Annotated in this window: 12 protein-coding genes; 5 read left to right on the plus strand and 7 right to left on the minus strand. The window is 48.7% G+C overall.

Features of this window, described 5'->3' with window-relative positions; all coding sequences use genetic code 11:
• The first annotated feature begins 124 nt into the window (after positions 1-124).
• From DW800_RS04230 to DW800_RS04250, 5 genes are all read left to right on the plus strand, one after another.
• Positions 125-3,289, plus strand: a complete 3,165-nt coding sequence (locus DW800_RS04230; protein ID WP_117703891.1) for a SusC/RagA family TonB-linked outer membrane protein — start codon at positions 125-127, stop codon at positions 3,287-3,289.
• Positions 3,290-3,320: 31 nt separating this feature from the next.
• Positions 3,321-5,009: a RagB/SusD family nutrient uptake outer membrane protein gene (locus DW800_RS04235; RefSeq protein WP_117703892.1), complete on the plus strand. Its 1,689-nt coding sequence runs from the start codon at positions 3,321-3,323 to the stop codon at positions 5,007-5,009.
• A gap of 167 nt (positions 5,010-5,176) precedes the next feature.
• A complete protein-coding gene (locus DW800_RS04240; protein WP_117703893.1) occupies positions 5,177-6,412 on the plus strand; it encodes an AGE family epimerase/isomerase in 1,236 nt (411 codons plus the stop codon).
• A 5-nt stretch (positions 6,413-6,417) separates the two neighbouring features.
• The gene (locus tag DW800_RS04245) at positions 6,418-8,943 is read left to right on the plus strand and encodes a glycoside hydrolase family 9 protein (RefSeq protein ID WP_044467910.1); all 2,526 of its coding nucleotides are present in this window, start codon (positions 6,418-6,420) and stop codon (positions 8,941-8,943) included.
• On the plus strand, positions 8,936-10,828 hold the full coding sequence (locus DW800_RS04250; protein ID WP_044467909.1) for a hypothetical protein: 1,893 nt from the start codon (positions 8,936-8,938) through the stop codon (positions 10,826-10,828). Before DW800_RS04245 ends, DW800_RS04250 begins: the two co-directional genes overlap by 8 nt.
• A 74-nt stretch (positions 10,829-10,902) precedes the next feature.
• On the opposite strand, the gene DW800_RS04255 is transcribed toward DW800_RS04250, so the two are convergent.
• The 7 genes from DW800_RS04255 to DW800_RS04285 form a co-directional block, all read right to left on the minus strand.
• Complete coding sequence (locus tag DW800_RS04255; RefSeq protein WP_005834252.1) at positions 10,903-11,709, minus strand: metal ABC transporter ATP-binding protein; 807 nt, start codon at positions 11,707-11,709, stop codon at positions 10,903-10,905.
• A gap of 10 nt (positions 11,710-11,719) precedes the next feature.
• Positions 11,720-12,646, minus strand: coding sequence for a metal ABC transporter solute-binding protein, Zn/Mn family (locus tag DW800_RS04260; protein WP_057281477.1), 927 nt, complete (start codon positions 12,644-12,646; stop codon positions 11,720-11,722).
• 70 nt (positions 12,647-12,716) lie between these two features.
• Positions 12,717-13,403 (minus strand): tRNA (5-methylaminomethyl-2-thiouridine)(34)-methyltransferase MnmD, encoded by a 687-nt coding sequence (gene mnmD, locus DW800_RS04265; RefSeq protein WP_034529232.1) that lies wholly within the window; start codon positions 13,401-13,403, stop codon positions 12,717-12,719.
• A gap of 162 nt (positions 13,404-13,565) precedes the next feature.
• Complete coding sequence (locus DW800_RS04270) at positions 13,566-14,045, minus strand: YqaA family protein (RefSeq protein ID WP_005830979.1); 480 nt, start codon at positions 14,043-14,045, stop codon at positions 13,566-13,568.
• Positions 14,030-15,025 (minus strand): hypothetical protein, encoded by a 996-nt coding sequence (locus DW800_RS04275; protein ID WP_016272275.1) that lies wholly within the window; start codon positions 15,023-15,025, stop codon positions 14,030-14,032. Before DW800_RS04275 ends, DW800_RS04270 begins: the two co-directional genes overlap by 16 nt.
• A complete protein-coding gene (purD, locus tag DW800_RS04280; protein ID WP_117703895.1) occupies positions 15,026-16,300 on the minus strand; it encodes a phosphoribosylamine--glycine ligase in 1,275 nt (424 codons plus the stop codon).
• A 183-nt stretch (positions 16,301-16,483) separates the two neighbouring features.
• Entirely contained in the window at positions 16,484-18,709 is a 2,226-nt protein-coding gene (locus DW800_RS04285) for a S9 family peptidase (protein ID WP_117703896.1), read from the minus strand.
• Positions 18,710-18,724: the final 15 nt, after the last annotated feature.

Here is an 18,724-nt window from a genome sequence, read left to right on the forward strand (position 1 = left end):
TCTTGCCATCACATTGGCAAAACTTAGCCAACGGCTTGGCAAGACCGTGCCAGCAAACTGGCAAAACTCTTATTCCCGGTATATTCCAAGCAGGGTCTTTGTTAAACCTAAGTATTTAGTATTTATGAGAAATGTGATGAAGTATTTGGGCATCATGTCAGTATCGCTGGCATGCGCCGGACCTCTCTTTGCAACAAGCGGATATCCGTTTGCAAGTGTCGCTGTAGTGCAGCAGAGTGTAGCCACCGTAAAGGGACAAGTGGTAGATGAGAAGGGCGAACCCATTATCGGTGCCAATGTCATCGTAGAGGGTACGACAAACGGTATGATTACCGATTTGGACGGAAACTTCTTTTTGCAGTGCCCCGTAGGCTCTACGCTGAAAGCCAGTTACATCGGTTATCTGACAAGGACCGTTAAAGTAACCGGAAACATGAATGCCTTGAAGATTATCTTGAAAGAAGATGCCGAAACATTGGAAGAAGTGGTGGTGGTAGGTTACGGTACGATGAAGAAATCCGACCTGACCGGTTCCGTTACTTCTGTAAATGCAGAGGAGATGATGAAACGTAATCCGGTGAACTTGGGACAAGGTCTGCAGGGAGCTGCCGCCGGTGTTTCCGTCATCCGTTCCTCCGGTTCGCCCGACGGGGGATTCAACATCCGTATTCGTGGTGTAGCCACCGTAAACGGTAGTTCCGACCCTCTTTATGTAGTGGATGGAGTGCAGGTCGGTACTTCCATTGACTTTCTTAATCCAAACGATGTGGAGAGCATTGAAATCCTGAAAGATGCCTCTGCTACTGCCATTTATGGAACGCGCGGTGCCAATGGTGTTATCATGATTACCACTAAAAACGGAAGCAAGGGCAAGGCACAAGTCAACTTCTCTGCCAACTATTCTCTTCAATTCAACAACAACAAGATAGACGTGGCCGATGCAGATCTCTTTGCCAAGGCAGTGCGCGAATCTTGCCGTAACGGTTCGGTCATGACCAATCTGGCTTTTGGCGAAGAGTACATTGGCAAATTGAATAGCATTGACTGGCAGGATGAAATGTCACGTACAGCGTTGCAGCAGAACTATAATCTCTCCGCTTCGGGTGGTACGGAAGCCACGCAAGCCAACCTTTCGGTGGGATATCTGAATAATGAAGGTGTTGTCATTGAATCTTATTTCAAACGTCTGACAGCCCGTGCCAATATCACTCATAAAGTGAAAGATTTCATTCATGTGGGATTGAACTTGAACTATACACATGCCCAGCATCACTTCAGTGGCAATATGCGTAGTTATGCGCAAGCCATTCCTACGATGGACTATGTAGAGAATGGAGTCTTTTATTCTATGCCTATCGTTTTGCCCGACGGTTCATGGGGACATTATAAACAAGAGTCTGATGGTGACATCAACAAGGGGGCCGACAACCTGGTGGCTGCAGCCAAGACCAGAACCGACCAGATTTCCAAATGGGACCGTTTGGTGGCCAGTGCATTCCTGCAATTGGACATTGCAAAGGGATTGACTTTTAAAACCATCGGTAGCTACAACTATTTCACAAAAGGTTATGATGGATATACCCCTTATAATCCTCGTACATTTGGTTCGAAAGACCGTAAGGACAGTTATTCTATCAATCAGAATCAGAACTCGGAGATTGCCTTAGAATCGTTTGTCAACTATGACTGGTCGAATGCCCATCATCGTGTAAGCGCTATGGCAGGTTTCTCTATCAGCGATACGGACGGTGTCTGGCTGAATACCAGTGCCAGTGATTTCCCGGCTGACAACATTCGCCAGATTTCTTTGACAAACGACCCCAGCTCCAAGAATACAAATGGGGGACGTGACTTGAAGACCCGTTATCAATCTTATTTCGGACGTCTGACCTACAGTCTGAATGACCGTTATATACTGACGGCTACAGTACGCCGCGACGGTTCTTCCAACTTCGGTTCGGGCAACCGGTACGGTACTTTCCCTTCCGCTTCTTTGGCATGGCGCTTGTCAGAGGAGAACTTCATCAAGAATCTGAATCTTTTCAGCAACCTGAAGATACGTGCAGGTTGGGGGCAGACCGGTAATGCGGGTAGCGGAACCAGTCTTTCTGTCCCTCAGCTCTCTTCTTTGGATTGTATGTATTATGTCATGGCCGGGGGCGGCATGATGAATGCAGCCGGTATCGCACAGCAAAAGGAAATTGACACCAACCTGAAGTGGGAGACCAACGAGCAGACCAACATCGGTCTGGACATGGCCTTTATGAACAACGAGCTTTCATTCTCGGTGGACTACTTTATCCGTGACTCGAAAGATTTGCTTATTTATCGTCAGATCCGTCCTTCTACCGGTTTTACGTCTGTCTATACCAATGCCGGACATATCCGTAACAAAGGTTTTGAGGTTAGTGCTGCGTGGAATAAAAGTTTCGGTGATTGGAATGTAGGAGTACGTGTAAATGGTTCTACCTTGAAAAATGAGGCGGTAGAGGTGGGTGACCCTATTTTCTATAAAAACAACAGTTATGGTACGCAGGATGGTGATGACTGGGACAATCACTCCATCACACAGAACGGTTATGCCGTAGGTTCTTATTATGGCTGGAAAGTGGCCGGTATTTTTCAGAACCAGCAGGAGATTGATGCCTTGAATGCTCAATCGCCTACAGGCAAGTACCAGGATGGTGACACCGCTCCGGGTGACTTCAAGTATATCGACCTGAATGGCGACGGCCAGATTACAGACGAAGACCGTACGGTTATCGGTAATGGTTTCCCGACTCTTTCCTACGGTTTGAACCTTACTGCCTCTTACAAGAATTTCGACTTTTCAATGAATATGTATGGGGTAGCCGGAATGGATGTCTATTCTTACAGCGCTGCCCGTCTGACTTCTATGTATGGTCCTGACGGCGGTTACCAGAACGTTCTGGCAGAATATGTGAAGAATGCCTGGACTCTTGAGAATCCCAATGGCAAATATCCGCGTATCACCAAGGGCGACCACAATAAGAATCACCGTTCCAGTGACGCTTTCATTAAGAAAGGCGATTATTTGAAGATTTCGAACATTCAGTTTGGCTATACTTTCCCGAAGAATTTGGTAAAGCACGCGAAGATGGAGAATGCCCGCATGTTTGTCAGTGCAGACAACATATTGACGCTTTCTTCGTATAACAAATGGGGTGATCCGGAAGTCGGTTCGGACAGAGTGCTGCTGACAGGTTTCGATGGCGGACGCTATCCGTTCCCGTTATCCGTCTCTTTCGGTGTGAGTGTACAATTCTAATCTAATACTTAACAGATAAACAAATCATATTATGAGAAAAAGTTTTTACCATATATTGTTGTTGGGTGCTCTCACCTTGGGTACTACCAGTTCTTGTGATGACTATTTGGAAGTCGATCATTACGATATTCTGCCCGAAGATTTCATGTACCGGAATGAGGCAAATATAAAGTCGGGGCTTTATGGTATTTATGATACTTTTTATACCTATCAAGGCAGTGATAATAGTGGCGATGATACGACATGGGGATTTAAGCCCAATGTATTTATTGCCGGACACAGTACGATGGATTGCCAGGCGTCCGGCTGGGATGCCGAATGGCAACGTCATGCGGTATTAGCCAATAAAGGTTCGCTGGATACGGCTTGGCGTATGAGCTATAAGGGTATTGACCGTGCCAACCGTTTTCTGGCCGGATTGCAGAATGTGGACGTTTCCGTGCTTTCTGCCGAAAAGAAAGTGCAGTTTGAAGCCGAGGCGCGTGCCATTCGTGCATACAATTACTTGTATTTGTCAAAAGTCTTTGGCCCTGTCCCCATGTTGCTTACGGGTGAGACTTATACAACCAGTGCAGGAAAGGCGCGTCCTGAAAATCTGGAAGGCACTTATCAGGTTATTGAGGAAGACCTTAAGTTTGCCATGGAAAAGCTGGATTGGGAACCTGCCGATGGAGAATACGGTCGTATTACGAAAGGTTTCTGCAAGGCATTTTTGGCAGAACTCTATATGTATCAGAAGAAATTTACTGAAGCCAAGAAGGAATTGAATGACATTATTACCAGTAATACCTATGCATTGGAGCCGTGCTATGCCAATCTTCATGCCTGGGACAACCATTGGACAAAAGAATCCATTTTTGAGGTGGCTTATCATATTCACGGCAATATGAATTGGGGAGGCAACAGCCACGATGACGGCAAGATATGGTATGGCTATATGTGTGCCGCTCCCGAGTATGGCGGTTGGGGGTCCTTGGCTCTGTCTTGGGAGTATTATCGCTCTTTTGAGCAGGGAGACAAGCGCAAGGAGTATACTTGTGTAGGTACGGGTGACGTACATCCTATTACCAATGAAAAACTGGGTACCAATCCCTCTTACAGCGGATATGTACAAGGCTCTGAAAATGTACCTTGTGTATATTCACTGAAGTATTGGAGAAAGCAACCGGGTAAGGACGGGTTTGTGTATTGCCCGATTTCATTGACTTTCAAACGTTATGCAGGCGTATTGCTGGATTATGCCGAATGTTGTTTCGAGACGGGCGAGGAAGCAACCGGTTGGGAGATGATCAGGCAAGTGCGTAATCGTGCGTGGGGGAACTTGGAAATTGGTGTACAAGCCATTGATTTTCCGCAATCTATGTTGAGTACAACTATTGTCGATGTGCCCGATGCAAAGACTGTCTATGCCGAATATAAGACGCGGAAAGGGTATACAAGTGATGTATGGAAAGTGGCTTTGACACAAGAGCGCCGTCACGAACTCAATGCAGAGTTCTCTTTATATTTCGACCTTTGCCGCATGGGGCTGGCAGAAGAATGGTTCAGATGCGAATATCCGAAAACGAAAGCCAATTCTACACCGGAGGAGTGCTGGGAAACTGGCGATTCTTTCCGTTATTTTGAGCATCAGAAATATCAGGAGATTTTCCCAATACCTACTAATGAGATTCTTAATAATCCTCTCATCAATTCGGAGGACCAGAATGAGGGATATTGATGACTCTAAAATTGTGCTAAGAATAGACAATTATATTGTTCTGTTATTCTGAACGAAGTGAAGAATCTCTTCTACAGAAAAGAGATTCTTCACTATGTTTGGGGTATGTATTCCTGAATGAGCAAATCAGATGATTAAGTGTCCACAATTTAAACTTGTAGTTAAGTATGGCAAGAAAAACATTTTGTTTCCTTCTATTTATATGTATGGGCGTGTGTGCATGTACTGTTCGGCATAATTCGTTACGGTCGACATTGTGTGCGGAAATTGTTGCCAATGTCCGGGACAGTGTACTGCCATTTTGGATGGATTATGCAGTGGCGCCTGACGGCGGTTTTTATGGGACTGTATTGCGGAATGGTACTCCGGTGGTAGATGCTCCCAGAGGAGGAGTGTTGAATGCCCGGATTCTGTGGAGTTTTTCTGCTGCATACCGTACATTTGGAGATGAATCTTATCTGAAACTTGCCAACAAGTCTCAGCGCTATTTTATCGATACATTTATTGATAAGAAGAACGGTGGGGTATATTGGCTGGTCAATCCCGATGGTGAGATAGTGAATGCTTCTAAATATACTTATGCCATGACCTATGCCATCTATGGACTGGCAGAGCACTATCTGGCGACGGGTAACGACGAAAGTCTGAAAACTGCTATTAGTTTGTATCATGTCTTGGAAGAAAAAGGTCGCGAACCGCAATATGACGGTTATGTGGAATCCTTTACCGAAAATTGGAAGAAATTGGAGCGATATGACAATAATGCTCCCAAGACCATGAATGCCCATCTGCATGTGTTGGAAGCTTATACCCTTCTATATCAGTGCTGGAAAGACAATGGCTTGAAGAAAAGGCTTGAGTTTTGCGTCGATTTGTTCATGAACCGCATTTACGACCCGTCAAGGAAGCATTTCAATCTGTTCTTTGATAATGAGTGGAACAGTCTGGTCGAAATGGATTCTTACGGACATGATGTTGAGACCGGATGGTTGCTTTGTGAGGCTGCCCGTACGCTGGAAAATCAGGACTTGATAGAACAGACAAATCAGCTTGCATTGGATGTGACGGAAGCTTGTCTGGCTGAAGGAATGAGTGATAAAGGCTATATGATTTACGAGAAGAAAGGTGACAGAAAAACCAAGCATGCCTCATGGTGGGGCCAGATTGAAACGGTGATAGCTTGTGTCAATGCTTGGCAAATCAGCGGGAGTGACGTTTATCTACAATCGGTTGATACGGTCTGGACTTTTGTCAAAGACCATATGGTGGACAAGGAATACGGGGAATGGTATAGCGACTGTTTCGACGGAGAGCCTAAAAAGGAGGCTCCCAAAGTAAGTATGTGGCGTTGTCCATATCATACGGTACGCTTGGGAGTGGAAATGTATAATCGTTTAAAATAATACGTATGAAGAAATTGATAATAGGTGCGGCATCACTGATGCTTTGTGCAGGTTTGCAAGCCCAGGACTTCAAGATTAACCCGTCGGGGTATTTTGAAAACCACGGGGCCAATGTGATGGTTTTCAGTGATGTCTATCCTGAAGGACACCAAGGGGGTGTCACCTTGGTTTTGAATGGAGACCGCAGGGCCGCAGGCGGTGATGTGCGTTTCGAGATTTCGCAGGGGCAGTGGCAGGGATTGCCCAAGATGAGGAAACGGGTGGTGGATGAGGCTGCTAACGAAATCCGTGTCACACTGAGCTATCCTGACTCGGCCAAGCATATGGCGGGGTTCAATCCGATGCTCTATCCGGATTTTGCTTTCGGCTATACTATCAAGGTGAAAGGGGAAAAGGACTATCTGGTATTGACTGTTGATTTGGACCGGCCGGTTCCGGAGCGCTTTGCCGGGAAGCTCGGTTTCAATCTGGAGCTGGTGCCTTCTACCTTGTTGGGCAAGCCCTGGATTATGGATAACCGGACGGGTGTTTTCCCTCATCAGGCGATGGGGCCCACCATGAAGCAGACCTCCAATATGGAGCATATCGGAGACTTCAATCCTAAGGGGAAAGCCAGCCTGGACCAGTTGCTTCTGGACCGGAAGACTTATAATCCGATGATTGCCGATGATATTGTCTCTGCCCCTCTTGCCGCGGGAAAAAAGTTTGTGCTCAATCCGCAGGATGAGTTGGCAAAGATTACGATTGAGAGTGAGAAGGGAGATTTGATGCTGTATGACGGACGGATAAACCATAATAACGGTTGGTTTGTGCTTCGTTCGGAATTTCCGGCAGGAACGAAAGGGAATGCGGTGAGATGGATTATCCGTCCCACAGTTACCAAGGAGTGGCGCTATGCACCGGTGGTACAGGCCTCTCAAGTGGGTTATCATCCCGGACAGAAGAAAGTGGCTGTCATCGAATTGGACAAACGGGATACAGATTTCCGGCAACCTGCCCTCTACCGTATTGCGGCCGACGGCAGGAAACTGGTGAAACAGCAGGCTGCCAAGGATTGGGGAGATTTCCAGCGTTACCATTATTTGCAGTTCGACTTTACGGAAATTACGGAAGAGGGACTTTATCAGGTGATGTACGGTGATGCGGCTTCTCCGGTGTTCCGTATTGCAAAGGATGTTTGGGATAAAGGAATCTGGCAGGCGGAGGTGGAATATTTCCTGCCGGTACAGATGTGTCACATGCGTGTCAACGAGAAGTATCGTGTATGGCATGACTTCTGTCACCAGGACGATGCCCGAATGGCCCAAACGAATATCAATCACATTGACGGATATAGCCAGGGACCTTCTACTCTGTGTAAATATCAGCCGGGCGATCTTGTTCCGGGATTGAACGTAGGCGGTTGGCACGATGCAGGCGATTATGACCTGCGTGTGGAGTCGCAGGCAGGTGAAGCCTATATCCTCGCTATGGCTTGTGAGAATTTCGGTGCCTACTGGGACGAGACTTCCATTGATTTCGAAAAACGGATTGTAGAGATACACCAGCCTGACGGGAAAAACGACTTGTTACAGCAAGTGGAAAACGGGGCTTTGACCGTAGTAGCCGGTTGGAAGGCATTGGGACGCCTCTATAGAGGAATTTTGTGTCCTACTGTACGGCAATATGCACACTTGGGAGATGCTTCGGCCCATACTGATCATGTCAGTGGAACGGCTGATGACCGTTGGGTGTTTACGGAAGACAATCCGGGACGTGAGTTACAGGTGGCCGCTTGGCTGGCAGGTATTTCACGCGTGCTGAAGGGACATAATGATACTCTGGCGGCAGATTGTCTGGAAATAGCCCGTGAGCTGTTTAAGATTACACGTTGTGATAACAATTGGATACTGACAACGAAAGTACATGCCGCCGTAGAGCTTTATCTGGCAACGAAGGAAGCCGGGTACCGCGATTTCGTTTTGCAGCAGCAGGATTTCATCTGCAAGAATATCCGTCAGACGGGCTGGTTCATCGGGCGGTTCGACCAGGCTGTGGGCAATGTCCGTTTCAGCAAGGCTATTCGTAAGGCATTGCCGGAGTTACAGGCCATGTATCAGGAGTATAGCAGTAAAACCCCGTATGGAGTGCCACACGACAGAGGTAACCGTTCTTCCGGTTCATGGGAGCCTCAGCATTTGGGCTATAACTACTGTTATTTACATGCTGCTTATCCTGACTTATTTACACCGGACTACATTTTTAATGCCGTCCAGTATCTGCTGGGTATGCATCCGGGACGTAACCAGGCAGCTTTTGTAACGGGGGTTGGTGCCGAAACGATGAAGGCCGCCTATGGTGTCAATCGTGCTGATTGGTCTTATATCCCGGGTGGAGTTTCTCCGGGTACTAATCTGATTCGTCCCGATCTACCGGAACTGCTTCATTTTCCGTTCTTGTGGCAGGAAGGTGAGTATTGCCTGGGTGGACATGCTACGTGGTTTATGTATATGGTATTGGCGTCTAATAAAATATTGAATTGCAATGAATAGTAAAATAAAGGTAGATAAGTTTGTAATTGTAGTTTTTCTGCTCTGCATGGTTTGTAATATGACCATGCAGGCAAAAGCTTACGAGAGTTTCAAAGTATCCATTTATGTCCGTGCTTACGAGGTAGACAAGATGAAGGACATCCATTGGCTGGATTCTACCTGGAATGTGATTTCACAACAGTTGGAAGTGGACAAGATTTATCTGGAAACACACCGGGACTTGCTGGTTGTGGAGGATGCCACTCTGGAGCAGGCAAAGAAATTCTTTCATGACCGGGGTATAGAGACAGCTGGAGGTATTACCTATACCATCAACGAGGCAAACAGTTTCGAGACATTCTGCTATTCCAATCCCGAACACCGCAAGATGGTGCAAAAGATTGCGGAACACACGGCGAAACACTTTGATGAGTTTATTCTGGATGATTTCTTCTTCACCAGCTGCAAGTCCGACATAGAAATAAAGGCAAAAGGAATGCAGAGCTGGACGGACTACCGCTTGAAGCTGATGACCGAGGCCGGTCGTGACCTCGTGCTGAAACCTGCCAAGAAAGTGAATCCTCAGGTAAAGGTGATTATCAAATATCCCAACTGGTATGATCACTTTCAAGGTTTGGGATTTAATTTGGAGGAAGGTCCCCAGCTCTTTGACGGTGTCTGGACCGGTACTGAAACAAGGGACCCGGCAGGTAATCAGCATTTGCAGAACTATCTGAGTTATAATATTATCCGTTATTTCGATAACCTGCGTCCGGGTTATAACGGTGGGGGATGGGTCGATGTAGGTGGACTGAACATGGGTATGGACCGGTATGCCGAACAGCTTCATTTGACCATGCTTGCCAAGGCTCCCGAGATTATTCTCTTTGCCTATCACCAGCTTCTGGATGTGAAGTTGTCTCCTAAATACCGTACTCCCTGGCAGGGAATGGGTACCAGCTTTAACTATGATGAGGTGACCGCTCCCATCCGGTTGGAAGACGGCTCTTTGGTAGAACCTACCACGATGGCCCGTATAGCCGGTGTTGTGCTGAAACAAACGGATAAGTTGATTCATAAGCTGGGGAATCCGGTGGGTATAAAATCCTACAAGCCTTTTCATGCCGCCGGTGATGATTTCCTTCAGAACTATTTGGGCATGATAGGTTTGCCGATGGATATGCGTCCTGTTTTTCCGGAAGACCAGCAAGTGGTTCTGCTGACTGCACAAGCTGCACAGGATACGGAAATTATGGCTAAAATCAAGAGACAACTGCAAAGCGGGCGTGATGTGGTGGTTACGAGCAGTTTGCTGAAAGCCATTCCTGAGAAGCTTACAGAGGTAGCCGAGTTGCGTTGTACTGATTTGAAGGCTCTTGTCAATGATTTCGGCCGTTACGGGCAGTCCGGACGTGACCTGTTGATTCCGCAGGTGCAGTATTATACGAATGATGCTTGGGAGATGGTCAGTGCCGGTCGTCCGCTGACGGGTGGAGTTTCGGGCTATCCTATTCTGTTGAGAGCCCCGTATGCTACCGGTAATCTGTATGTTCTTACCATTCCCGACGATATGGGCAATCTGTATGATTTTCCGGCCAATGCCTTGAATGAAATTCGTCGCATTATGAGTAAGGACATAGGAGTCTGTCTGGAAGCTCCCTCCAAAGTAGGCCTGTTTGTATATGACAATAAAACGCTGGTGGTAGAGAACTTCAATGACGAACCGGTAGAGGTGCGTATCGTGACCGGTGATAAGGTGATGAAGCTGGAAAGCTTGGAGGATGGGACTGTTTTGAGTCCTCTTCCTGCCGGACCGGTGATACAGACCAGACGTCCGGTTACGCCTAAGAATTCTTTCCGTTTATTACTGTTGCCCCATTCATATAAGGCATTCCGATATAAATAATGGGTAAGAAGATTGCCGGGTGACTATTTGAAAGAGCAAGGAGGCTGGTTTACTGTAAAACCAACCTCCTTTGCTTATTCATGAGCATGCTTATGCTCCCCCAGTATTCTGTGTGGCAGTGTTCCGTGTCCCAATAACTCTATCGGGCAGTTGAAGTTCCGTTCCAGCCACTCCTCCGTGACACCGGTGTCGGGGTGGTAATCCAGCGTTTCGTTGACGCAAGCGATAGACTTGACTTGCTGCAATACCGTACCGATGTCATGGCTGACGAGGATGATGGCACATTCTTCATTGATTTCTGTCAGTAGTTCGTAGAGGCGGGCTTCAAAACGCTTGTCAATGTAGGTACTGGGCTCATCAAGAATCACGACCTGTGGGTCGGAGATGATGGCACGTCCCAGCAAGGCGCGTTGCAACTGTCCGCCGCTCAAGGCACCTATGGCGCGTTGTTCCATGCCTTCCAGTCCCATGCGGGCTATCACATGGCGGGCCTTTTCCCGGTGTCGGGTATTGAAGCGCGAAGCAAGTGGCTTTTGGCTGCTGAGGCCTGAAAGGATGACTTCTTCTACTGTAATGGGAAACTTCCGGTCGATGCTGCTGTACTGGGGCAGATACCCCATGGATAATCGAGTGTTGAGGGGTAGGCATTGAGAACCGGCTACTTCGGGTGACGGGGAATCGGTATGATAAAGTATCTCTCCGGCAGTGGGCTTCAGCAGTCCCAGGATGCACTTGATAAGTGTGGTCTTTCCTCCACCGTTGGGGCCGATGATACCCAGAAAATCACGTTCGTAGATAGTCAGGTTTACATCGTGCAACACAGTCCGGTTATCGTATCCGGCACTGAGGTTCTTTATTTCTATAATAGGAGATGCGAGCATGTTTTTTTCTTTATTCTCCTTCTCCTTTAGGGGAACGAGGGGTGAGCAGTGCTTGGGCCGTATTCATCATCTCCTCCTCCCAGTCGTATGAGAGGGGATTGATAGCCACCACCCGGGTTCCGGTCTGCTGGGCGATAAGGTCGGCATTGCGGCGGTCGAATTCCGGCTGTACAAAGATGACGCGTACCTTCTCCTTCTTGCAGGAGTTTATCAGGTTCTTCAGATGGGTGGGAGAGGGTTCCTTTCCACCGGCTTCGATAGGAATCTGGTGCAGGTTGTAGTCGCGGGCAAAGTAGGAAAGTGCCGGATGATAAATCATGAAGGCACGGTCGGCATTCGGGCTGGAAAGCATCTGGCAGATGAGGCTGTCTGTATGCTCTATCTGCCGGATGAGTACGTTGTAACGTTCCATGTAGACGCTTTCATTGGCTTTGTCTATGGCGCAGAGTGCATTCAGAATGTTTCCGGCAATGATTTGGGCGTTGATGGTGGAATTCCAGATGTGGGGTTCCACACCACCGGCGTGCGTATGGCCTTCGTGTACATGCCCGTCTTTATGATGATGTGCATGGGTATCGTCCAGAATGAGTTCCACATTCTCGGACATATCGAAGAATTGCAGGTGGGGAGCATTGTCCGTCAGTTTTTCCGTCCATGTCTGCTCGAAACCGATGTAGCCGATGCGGAAATAGGCCTTGCTTTGGGCAAGGTCGACAAGCTGCTGGGGCGTGGGGTCGTAGGTTTCCGGACTTGAACCTTTGGGCACCATGCTGACGACGGTGAATTCATCGCCGGCAATGGCTTCGGTGAAATACCGCAGCGGCTCGATGGTGACGGTAATCACGGGTTTATCGTCATTCTTCTTGTTCTGTTGGCCTCCTTGCTTGCACGAGAAGAGCAAGGTGGCTATGAGGAGTAAAAAACAAAACTTTTTCATTTACAATTTACTATTTACAATTTACAATTTGGCTGCGCTGTGGCAGGGGGCATCAACTATTCATTATCAACTATTCCTTATCCATTATCACTTCCTCTTTCCTTCCCCTCAGTATCTCCCGTTTCCCTCCGGGGGGGCCTGGAAGACGCTCTACCTTGAATCCTATGGCTTGCAGCATGCGACGTACTACTCCTTTGGCGCAGTAGGTGGTCAGCACGCCATCAGTGCTCATGGCGGCATGGATATTCCGGAAGACTTTTTCCTCCCACATTCCCGGTTGCTTTTCGGGTGCAAAAGCATCGAAGTAGACAACGTCGAACGGAGATTTATTAATCATTAACAAACTGTCGATGCTTATTGTTTCGATATCTGCCCGCACTTTTCTCAGTGTGAAATAAGGAGTTATGGCAACTTCTTCTTCCCACGCAGCCCGATGCAGTTCCTCGAACAGAGGATTGTCGCTATATTTTAGCGCATCCACCTCCGGCCATGCAAGCGGATAGAGTTCGATACCGGTATAGTGCACAGGTCTCTTTTCCTTTTCGGCAGTTTCCAGTGTAAGCAGGGCATTCAGCCCGGTGCCGAAACCGATTTCAAGGATATGCGGGCGGGCAGTAGCGGATGCTTTCAGTCCCATGTCGATGAAGATGTGCTGTGATTCTGTACGTGCCCCCTTTACCGAATGATAATGTTCATTCAGTTCCGGTACAAACAGTGTCGCACTTCCGTCTTCCGTCTTCTCTATGATTCGTTGCATCACTTCTGCTTTTGTTGAATGTTTTTATTTAGTTTAATTCTCTGTGATTCAGCGTGTTGTTGCGCCTATATATCCAGCGTGCTGCATCTATACATCCAGCACGTTGCATCTATACATCCAACGCGTTGTATCTATACATCTATTGCTCAAACTCACTACATGTCAATAATTCATCATCGAAATGGCTCCTTGCAGTGCCCACAGCATAGCTATGTAGCGCACCAGTTTCCCTGCAAACATGGACGTGGTGGTCAGCATCAGATTACTGCGCATGAAGCCCAGTGCAATGGCTATGGCTTCTCCCACAAAAGGCAGAAAGGCGAAGAAAGCCATCAGTGCCCCTTTCCCTTGGAGGAAATGCTGCATCCGTTCTATCTTTTCCCTTTTTACCTTGAAATATTTCTCAATCCAGTCTATACGTCCCAGACGTCCCATGTAGTAGCACGTCATGCCTCCCAGCGTATTTCCCAAGGTGGCGGAGAGTACGCACAGTGCCGGGCTCAGACCGACCTTGACCAGTGCTACCATCACTATCTCGGAACTGAACGGAATGATGCTTCCTGCCAATAGGGCAGAGATGAACAGACCGACATATCCCCAGTCAATTAGCAGCTGTACGAGTGTATCTACAAAAGCGTCCATATGTTGAATCCTAATAGAATGAATAATCCGATAAATGCACAAATGAAGAATATATTGGAACTGCGGCTATTTGTCAGTACAAACAAGTGTCCCGCCAGGATGCTGACACCGATGAGCAGGAAGGACATCAGGTGGACACTCAATACCGGTTGCAGTCCGATATAGACAAAGATGCAGAAATTCAGCAGGATGAGGAAGTGTAGATAGCTTCGGGTGCGTATCTTGTCTTCATAGCCGGCAATGAGACAGTGTGCCGCGCTGATGATGAACAGAACAAGGAGATATCCGAGGGTGGCGAGTTCCCACGGCTGATAGTCGAACCGGGTGGGAGCGAAGGTCACCAGCTCGCGGAAGGGCTGGCAGAAGAGTTCCATTTGCCCGTAGTAGAGGGCGTGTCCCAGCAACAGCCAGTAGGGTACGCTCCATCCTACCAAGGAAGCGAAGAAACTTTTGGGTTGGAGAGACTGGAAGTTGTAGGCACCTATCCAGAAGATGGGGACAAACAGCATGAGCTGCGGAAAAAGCAGGCTGCCCAGTCCGATGAAGACAAAGGCGTGGAAGAGACTGCCTGTGGGCCGTGCCTGCTGGTAGCTCTTGAAGAGGAAAAACAGTGCCACCAGGAAGGAGGCGGCTGCCAAGTCTCCCGCATACAGCATGTGTAGGCTGGGGCAGACGGATATCAGCAGGAAGTAGACAGAAGTCTGTACCGATGCCCGCATCCGGATGATGGCGAACGTATTGTTGAGCTGTATCAGGAAGTACCCGATGACGGCATACAGAATAAAGCTGAAGAGACGGTTTGCCCAGGTGGGGATGCAGAAGTCGCAGAATGTTTCCCAAAGGGAATATCCGCTTTGCTGTGTCTCCGTCTCGGGCAACAGAACAGCGGTCAGTATCCAGCAGGATACTGAAATCAGGATAGCGGTGGGTAGTGTGAACCGCCCTGCCGTTATCCGGTTCTGGAATCTCTTCGTTCTCATTTATAAGTCAAATCCGATGTCGCGACGGAAATATTTCTTCTCGAAGTCTATCATGTCGGCCACGCGGTAGCTCTTCTGCAAGGCTTCTTCCTTCGTTTCACCATAGGAGCAGACGGCGATGACACGGCCACCGGAGGTTACGGTCTGTCCGTCTTTGGTGGCTGTTCCGGCATGGAAGAGGATGCTGTCTGTTTCGGCAGCCTTCTCGAATCCGGTCATCACCTTGCCCTTTTCGTAGGCTTCCGGATATCCTCCGCTCACCAGCATGACGCAAGCGGCTGTGCGTGGGTCGAATTCCAGTGTACGCTGGTCGAGGTCGCCCTGGGCAACGCCTTCGAGTAGGTCTACCAGGTCGCTCTTGATACGTAGCATTACACTTTCGGTTTCGGGGTCGCCCATGCGGACGTTGTATTCAATCACCATCGGTTCGCCCTTCACGTTGATAAGTCCCAGGAAGATGAAGCCTTGGTAGCCGATTTCTTCTTCCAGCAGACCGTTTACGGTAGGTTCGATGATGCGGGTGCGTACTTTTTCCATAAATGTTTCGTCGGCAAAAGGTACGGGAGTAACGCTGCCCATACCGCCGGTGTTGAGGCCTTTGTCGCCTTCGCCGATACGCTTGTAATCTTTGGCTACGGGCAATACCTTATAGTGGCGGCCGTCTGTCATCACGAATACGGAACATTCGATGCCGCTGAGGAACTCTTCAATGACTACCGTGGCGCTGGCATCGCCGAACATGCCGTCCAGCATTTCCTTCAGCTCTTTCTGAGCTTCTTCCAGTGTGGGGAGAATCAGCACGCCCTTGCCTGCACACAGTCCGTCGGCCTTCAGTACGTAAGGCGCTTCGAGGGAAGCGAGGAAGTCGAGTCCCTCCTGCAAGTTGTCGGCGGTGATGCTCTTGTAGCGGGCAGTGGGGATGTTGTGGCGCATCATGAAGCCTTTGGCAAATTCCTTGCTACCTTCCAGTGTAGCACCTTTGGCGGTGGGGCCGATGATGTCGATATGGTGGGTGGCAGGGTCTTCCTTGAAGCTGTCGAAGATGCCTTGTACCAACGGGTCTTCGGGACCCACAACAATCATGTCGATTTCTTTCTCAAGGGCAAAGGCCTTGAGTGCGGGAAAGTCTGTCGCCTTCAGGTTCACATTCTCGCCTGCTTCGCTTGTACCTGCATTGCCGGGAGCAATATATAGTTTCTCTACTTTCGGGCTTTGGGCAATCTTCCATGCCAGAGCGTGTTCGCGGCCACCGGAGCCTAATAATAATACTTTCATGGGTTCATTTACAATTTACAATGTACAATTTGTCTGTGCTGTGGGGCATCAGGTAAGTTGTACAGATTGTTATACTTAATGATTTATTCTCTCTTTTATTCTCTTCTTTCTTCTACCATCTACTCCCTATTTGCACGCCCGCACTGCATAGCAAATTGTACATTGTATATGGTACATTGTACATTAAAGATATTCTTCAAAATATCTTGTTATCTTCTCGTGCAGATGCACACGGTCGCGTCCCAGGACGTTGTGCTTGTGCGTGGGATAGATAAACAAATCGGGATAGGTACGGGCATCCACGCACGCCTTCATGAATGAAAGGGTGTGCTGCGGCACGCAGGTGTCGTCGTGGTCGTCGTGTATGATGAGCAGATGTCCTTTCAAGTTACCGGCAAGGTTTTTCAGATTTGTCTGCTTGTAGCCTTCCGGGTTCGCTTGCGGAGTGTCCATATAGCGCTCACCGTACATTATCTCGTAGTATCCCCAGTCGATAACCGGTCCGCCGGCAACGCCTACCTTGAAAATTTCGGGATAGCGCAGCATCAGCGCCGTAGTCATGTGTCCTCCGAAGCTCCAGCCGTGCACTCCGATACGCTCTCCGTCCACATAAGGCTGGCTTTTCAGGAATTCTACGCCCTTCACCTGGTCTTTGCCCTCTTCGATGCCCAGCTGGCGGAAGGTGGCGTTTTCAAACTCCAGTCCACGGTTGCTGCTGCCACGGTTGTCGAGGCTGAACATGATGTAGCCTTTGTTTGCCATGTAGATGTCCCAGCCGCGGGCATCGTTCATCCAGCCGTTCGTTATCATCTGGGCGTGCGGGCCGCCGTATACGTAGACGATGGCGGGATACTTCTTTGCCGGGTCGAAGTCGGCAGGCTTTATCAGGCGGTAGTACAAGTCTGTCTTGCCGTCGGCGGCTTTGATGGTGCCTACTTCTATGCTGGGCATTTCAAAGCCTTCGTAGGGGTTCTTGGCTGTCAGCAGTGTGTGTTCCCGTTGTTTTTTCGGGTTGGTGGACATCAGTTTTATGATACGGGGGCAAGTGGGCGAAGAGGCATTGTCGATGAGGTAAGTTCCCATGAAACCGGAAATTTGTGCCGAGTGCATGCCGGTTGGGTCTCCTATCAAGCTGCGTTTGCCATTCTTCAGGTTGACAGCGTAAAGGTTGCTCTGCAAAGGAGAGATTTCCGTACTCTTGATGATGAGCTCTTTCGTGTTCCGGTTAAAACCTACGATGTCTTGTACAAGCCAGGGGCCGGAGGTGAGTTGCTTCAGCAGTTCCCCTTCCGTATTGTATAGGTACAGATGGTTGAAGCCGTCACGCTGGCTTTGATAGATGAACTTGTGGCTGTCCCATGGCAGGAATAGAATGGGAGATTGCGGCTCCACATATTTGGGATGTCTCTCTTCGATGAGCACTTGTTGCAGCTTTCCGCTTTCAGCATCGTACCGGCACAGTTCGGAGTGGTTTTGGTCTCGGTTTAGCTCTATCAGATAGAGGCTTTTGCCATCCGGTGCCCAGGTGATGTTGGTGAAGTAGCGGTCTTTTGGGTCGCCCATGTCCAGGTAGATGGTCTTTTGAGTAGCCGGATTGTAGATACCTACCTTTACCTGATGGCTGAGCATGCCGGCCATGGGGTAGCGTATTTTATCCACCAGTGCTATTCTTGTCGTGATGTCAACCAATGGATAGGGGGTGACCATGCTTTCGTTCATTCGATAAAAGGCCAGCAGGTCCCCGGCAGGATTCCAGAAAGTGCCTTTTGAAATGCCGAATTCATTGCGGTGCACACTTTGTCCGCAGACGATACCTTCCGGTTCGTTGGTGACTTTCAGGGTTTGCCCGTCACCGGTCATCACATAGAGATTATTGCCGATAGTATAAGCCAAATGGCGGCTTACCTCGTTCCAATCCTCATTTGCGGCTTGGGCGGGGCAAGGCTGGCTCCAGATGACTTTTTTCTTCTTCCAGTCGACGAGGGCACGGTACTTGCCGGTGTTCAGCAGCAGGAGTGGGTCTATTTGGACTTGAATACCCAGATTGACGCCTCGGGGTACGTTGACAGCCTTTGCAGCATGAAAGTGACGCAGTTTTCCAAGTCCTTTTTCTTCCAGCAGCGCGTTGGCTTCTTCCAATGTGATGGCAGTGAATTTCTCTCCGGGCTTGGCACCTAATCCTTTGACAGCCCATGTACCTTCTATATTGTCGATGCCAAGTTCCAGACAAGCGGCATCGCCCCACCACTGGTACGATTTGTTTTCCGGTTTGTGGTAGGTCTCACCTCCGGGAATCAGATCTTCCAGGGTCGGCTTTTTCAGTTCTTGTGCCATAGCGTTTGTTGCAAGCAGAGCAGGTACTGTTATCAGCAGTGCAAGAATGCTCTTACTTATTTTCTTTGCATTCATTCTCCTTGTCATTGT

This window comes from Bacteroides sp. AM32-11AC, assembly GCF_003603515.1.
GTDB lineage: Bacteria > Bacteroidota > Bacteroidia > Bacteroidales > Bacteroidaceae > Bacteroides > Bacteroides uniformis.

What these genes read in the sequence shown, in the direction of transcription:
- DW800_RS04230 (WP_117703891.1), top strand. Translation starts at nt 125, where the DNA reads ATGAGAAATGTGATGAAGTATTTGGGCATCATGTCAGTATCGCTGGCA.
- DW800_RS04235 (WP_117703892.1), top strand. Translation starts at nt 3,321, where the DNA reads ATGAGAAAAAGTTTTTACCATATATTGTTGTTGGGTGCTCTCACCTTG.
- DW800_RS04240 (WP_117703893.1), top strand. Translation starts at nt 5,177, where the DNA reads ATGGCAAGAAAAACATTTTGTTTCCTTCTATTTATATGTATGGGCGTG.
- DW800_RS04245 (WP_044467910.1), top strand. Translation starts at nt 6,418, where the DNA reads ATGAAGAAATTGATAATAGGTGCGGCATCACTGATGCTTTGTGCAGGT.
- DW800_RS04250 (WP_044467909.1), top strand. Translation starts at nt 8,936, where the DNA reads ATGAATAGTAAAATAAAGGTAGATAAGTTTGTAATTGTAGTTTTTCTG.
- DW800_RS04255 (WP_005834252.1), bottom strand. Translation starts at nt 11,709, where the DNA reads ATGCTCGCATCTCCTATTATAGAAATAAAGAACCTCAGTGCCGGATAC.
- DW800_RS04260 (WP_057281477.1), bottom strand. Translation starts at nt 12,646, where the DNA reads ATGAAAAAGTTTTGTTTTTTACTCCTCATAGCCACCTTGCTCTTCTCG.
- mnmD (WP_034529232.1), bottom strand. Translation starts at nt 13,403, where the DNA reads ATGCAACGAATCATAGAGAAGACGGAAGACGGAAGTGCGACACTGTTT.
- DW800_RS04270 (WP_005830979.1), bottom strand. Translation starts at nt 14,045, where the DNA reads ATGGACGCTTTTGTAGATACACTCGTACAGCTGCTAATTGACTGGGGA.
- DW800_RS04275 (WP_016272275.1), bottom strand. Translation starts at nt 15,025, where the DNA reads ATGAGAACGAAGAGATTCCAGAACCGGATAACGGCAGGGCGGTTCACA.
- purD (WP_117703895.1), bottom strand. Translation starts at nt 16,300, where the DNA reads ATGAAAGTATTATTATTAGGCTCCGGTGGCCGCGAACACGCTCTGGCA.
- DW800_RS04285 (WP_117703896.1), bottom strand. Translation starts at nt 18,709, where the DNA reads ATGAATGCAAAGAAAATAAGTAAGAGCATTCTTGCACTGCTGATAACA.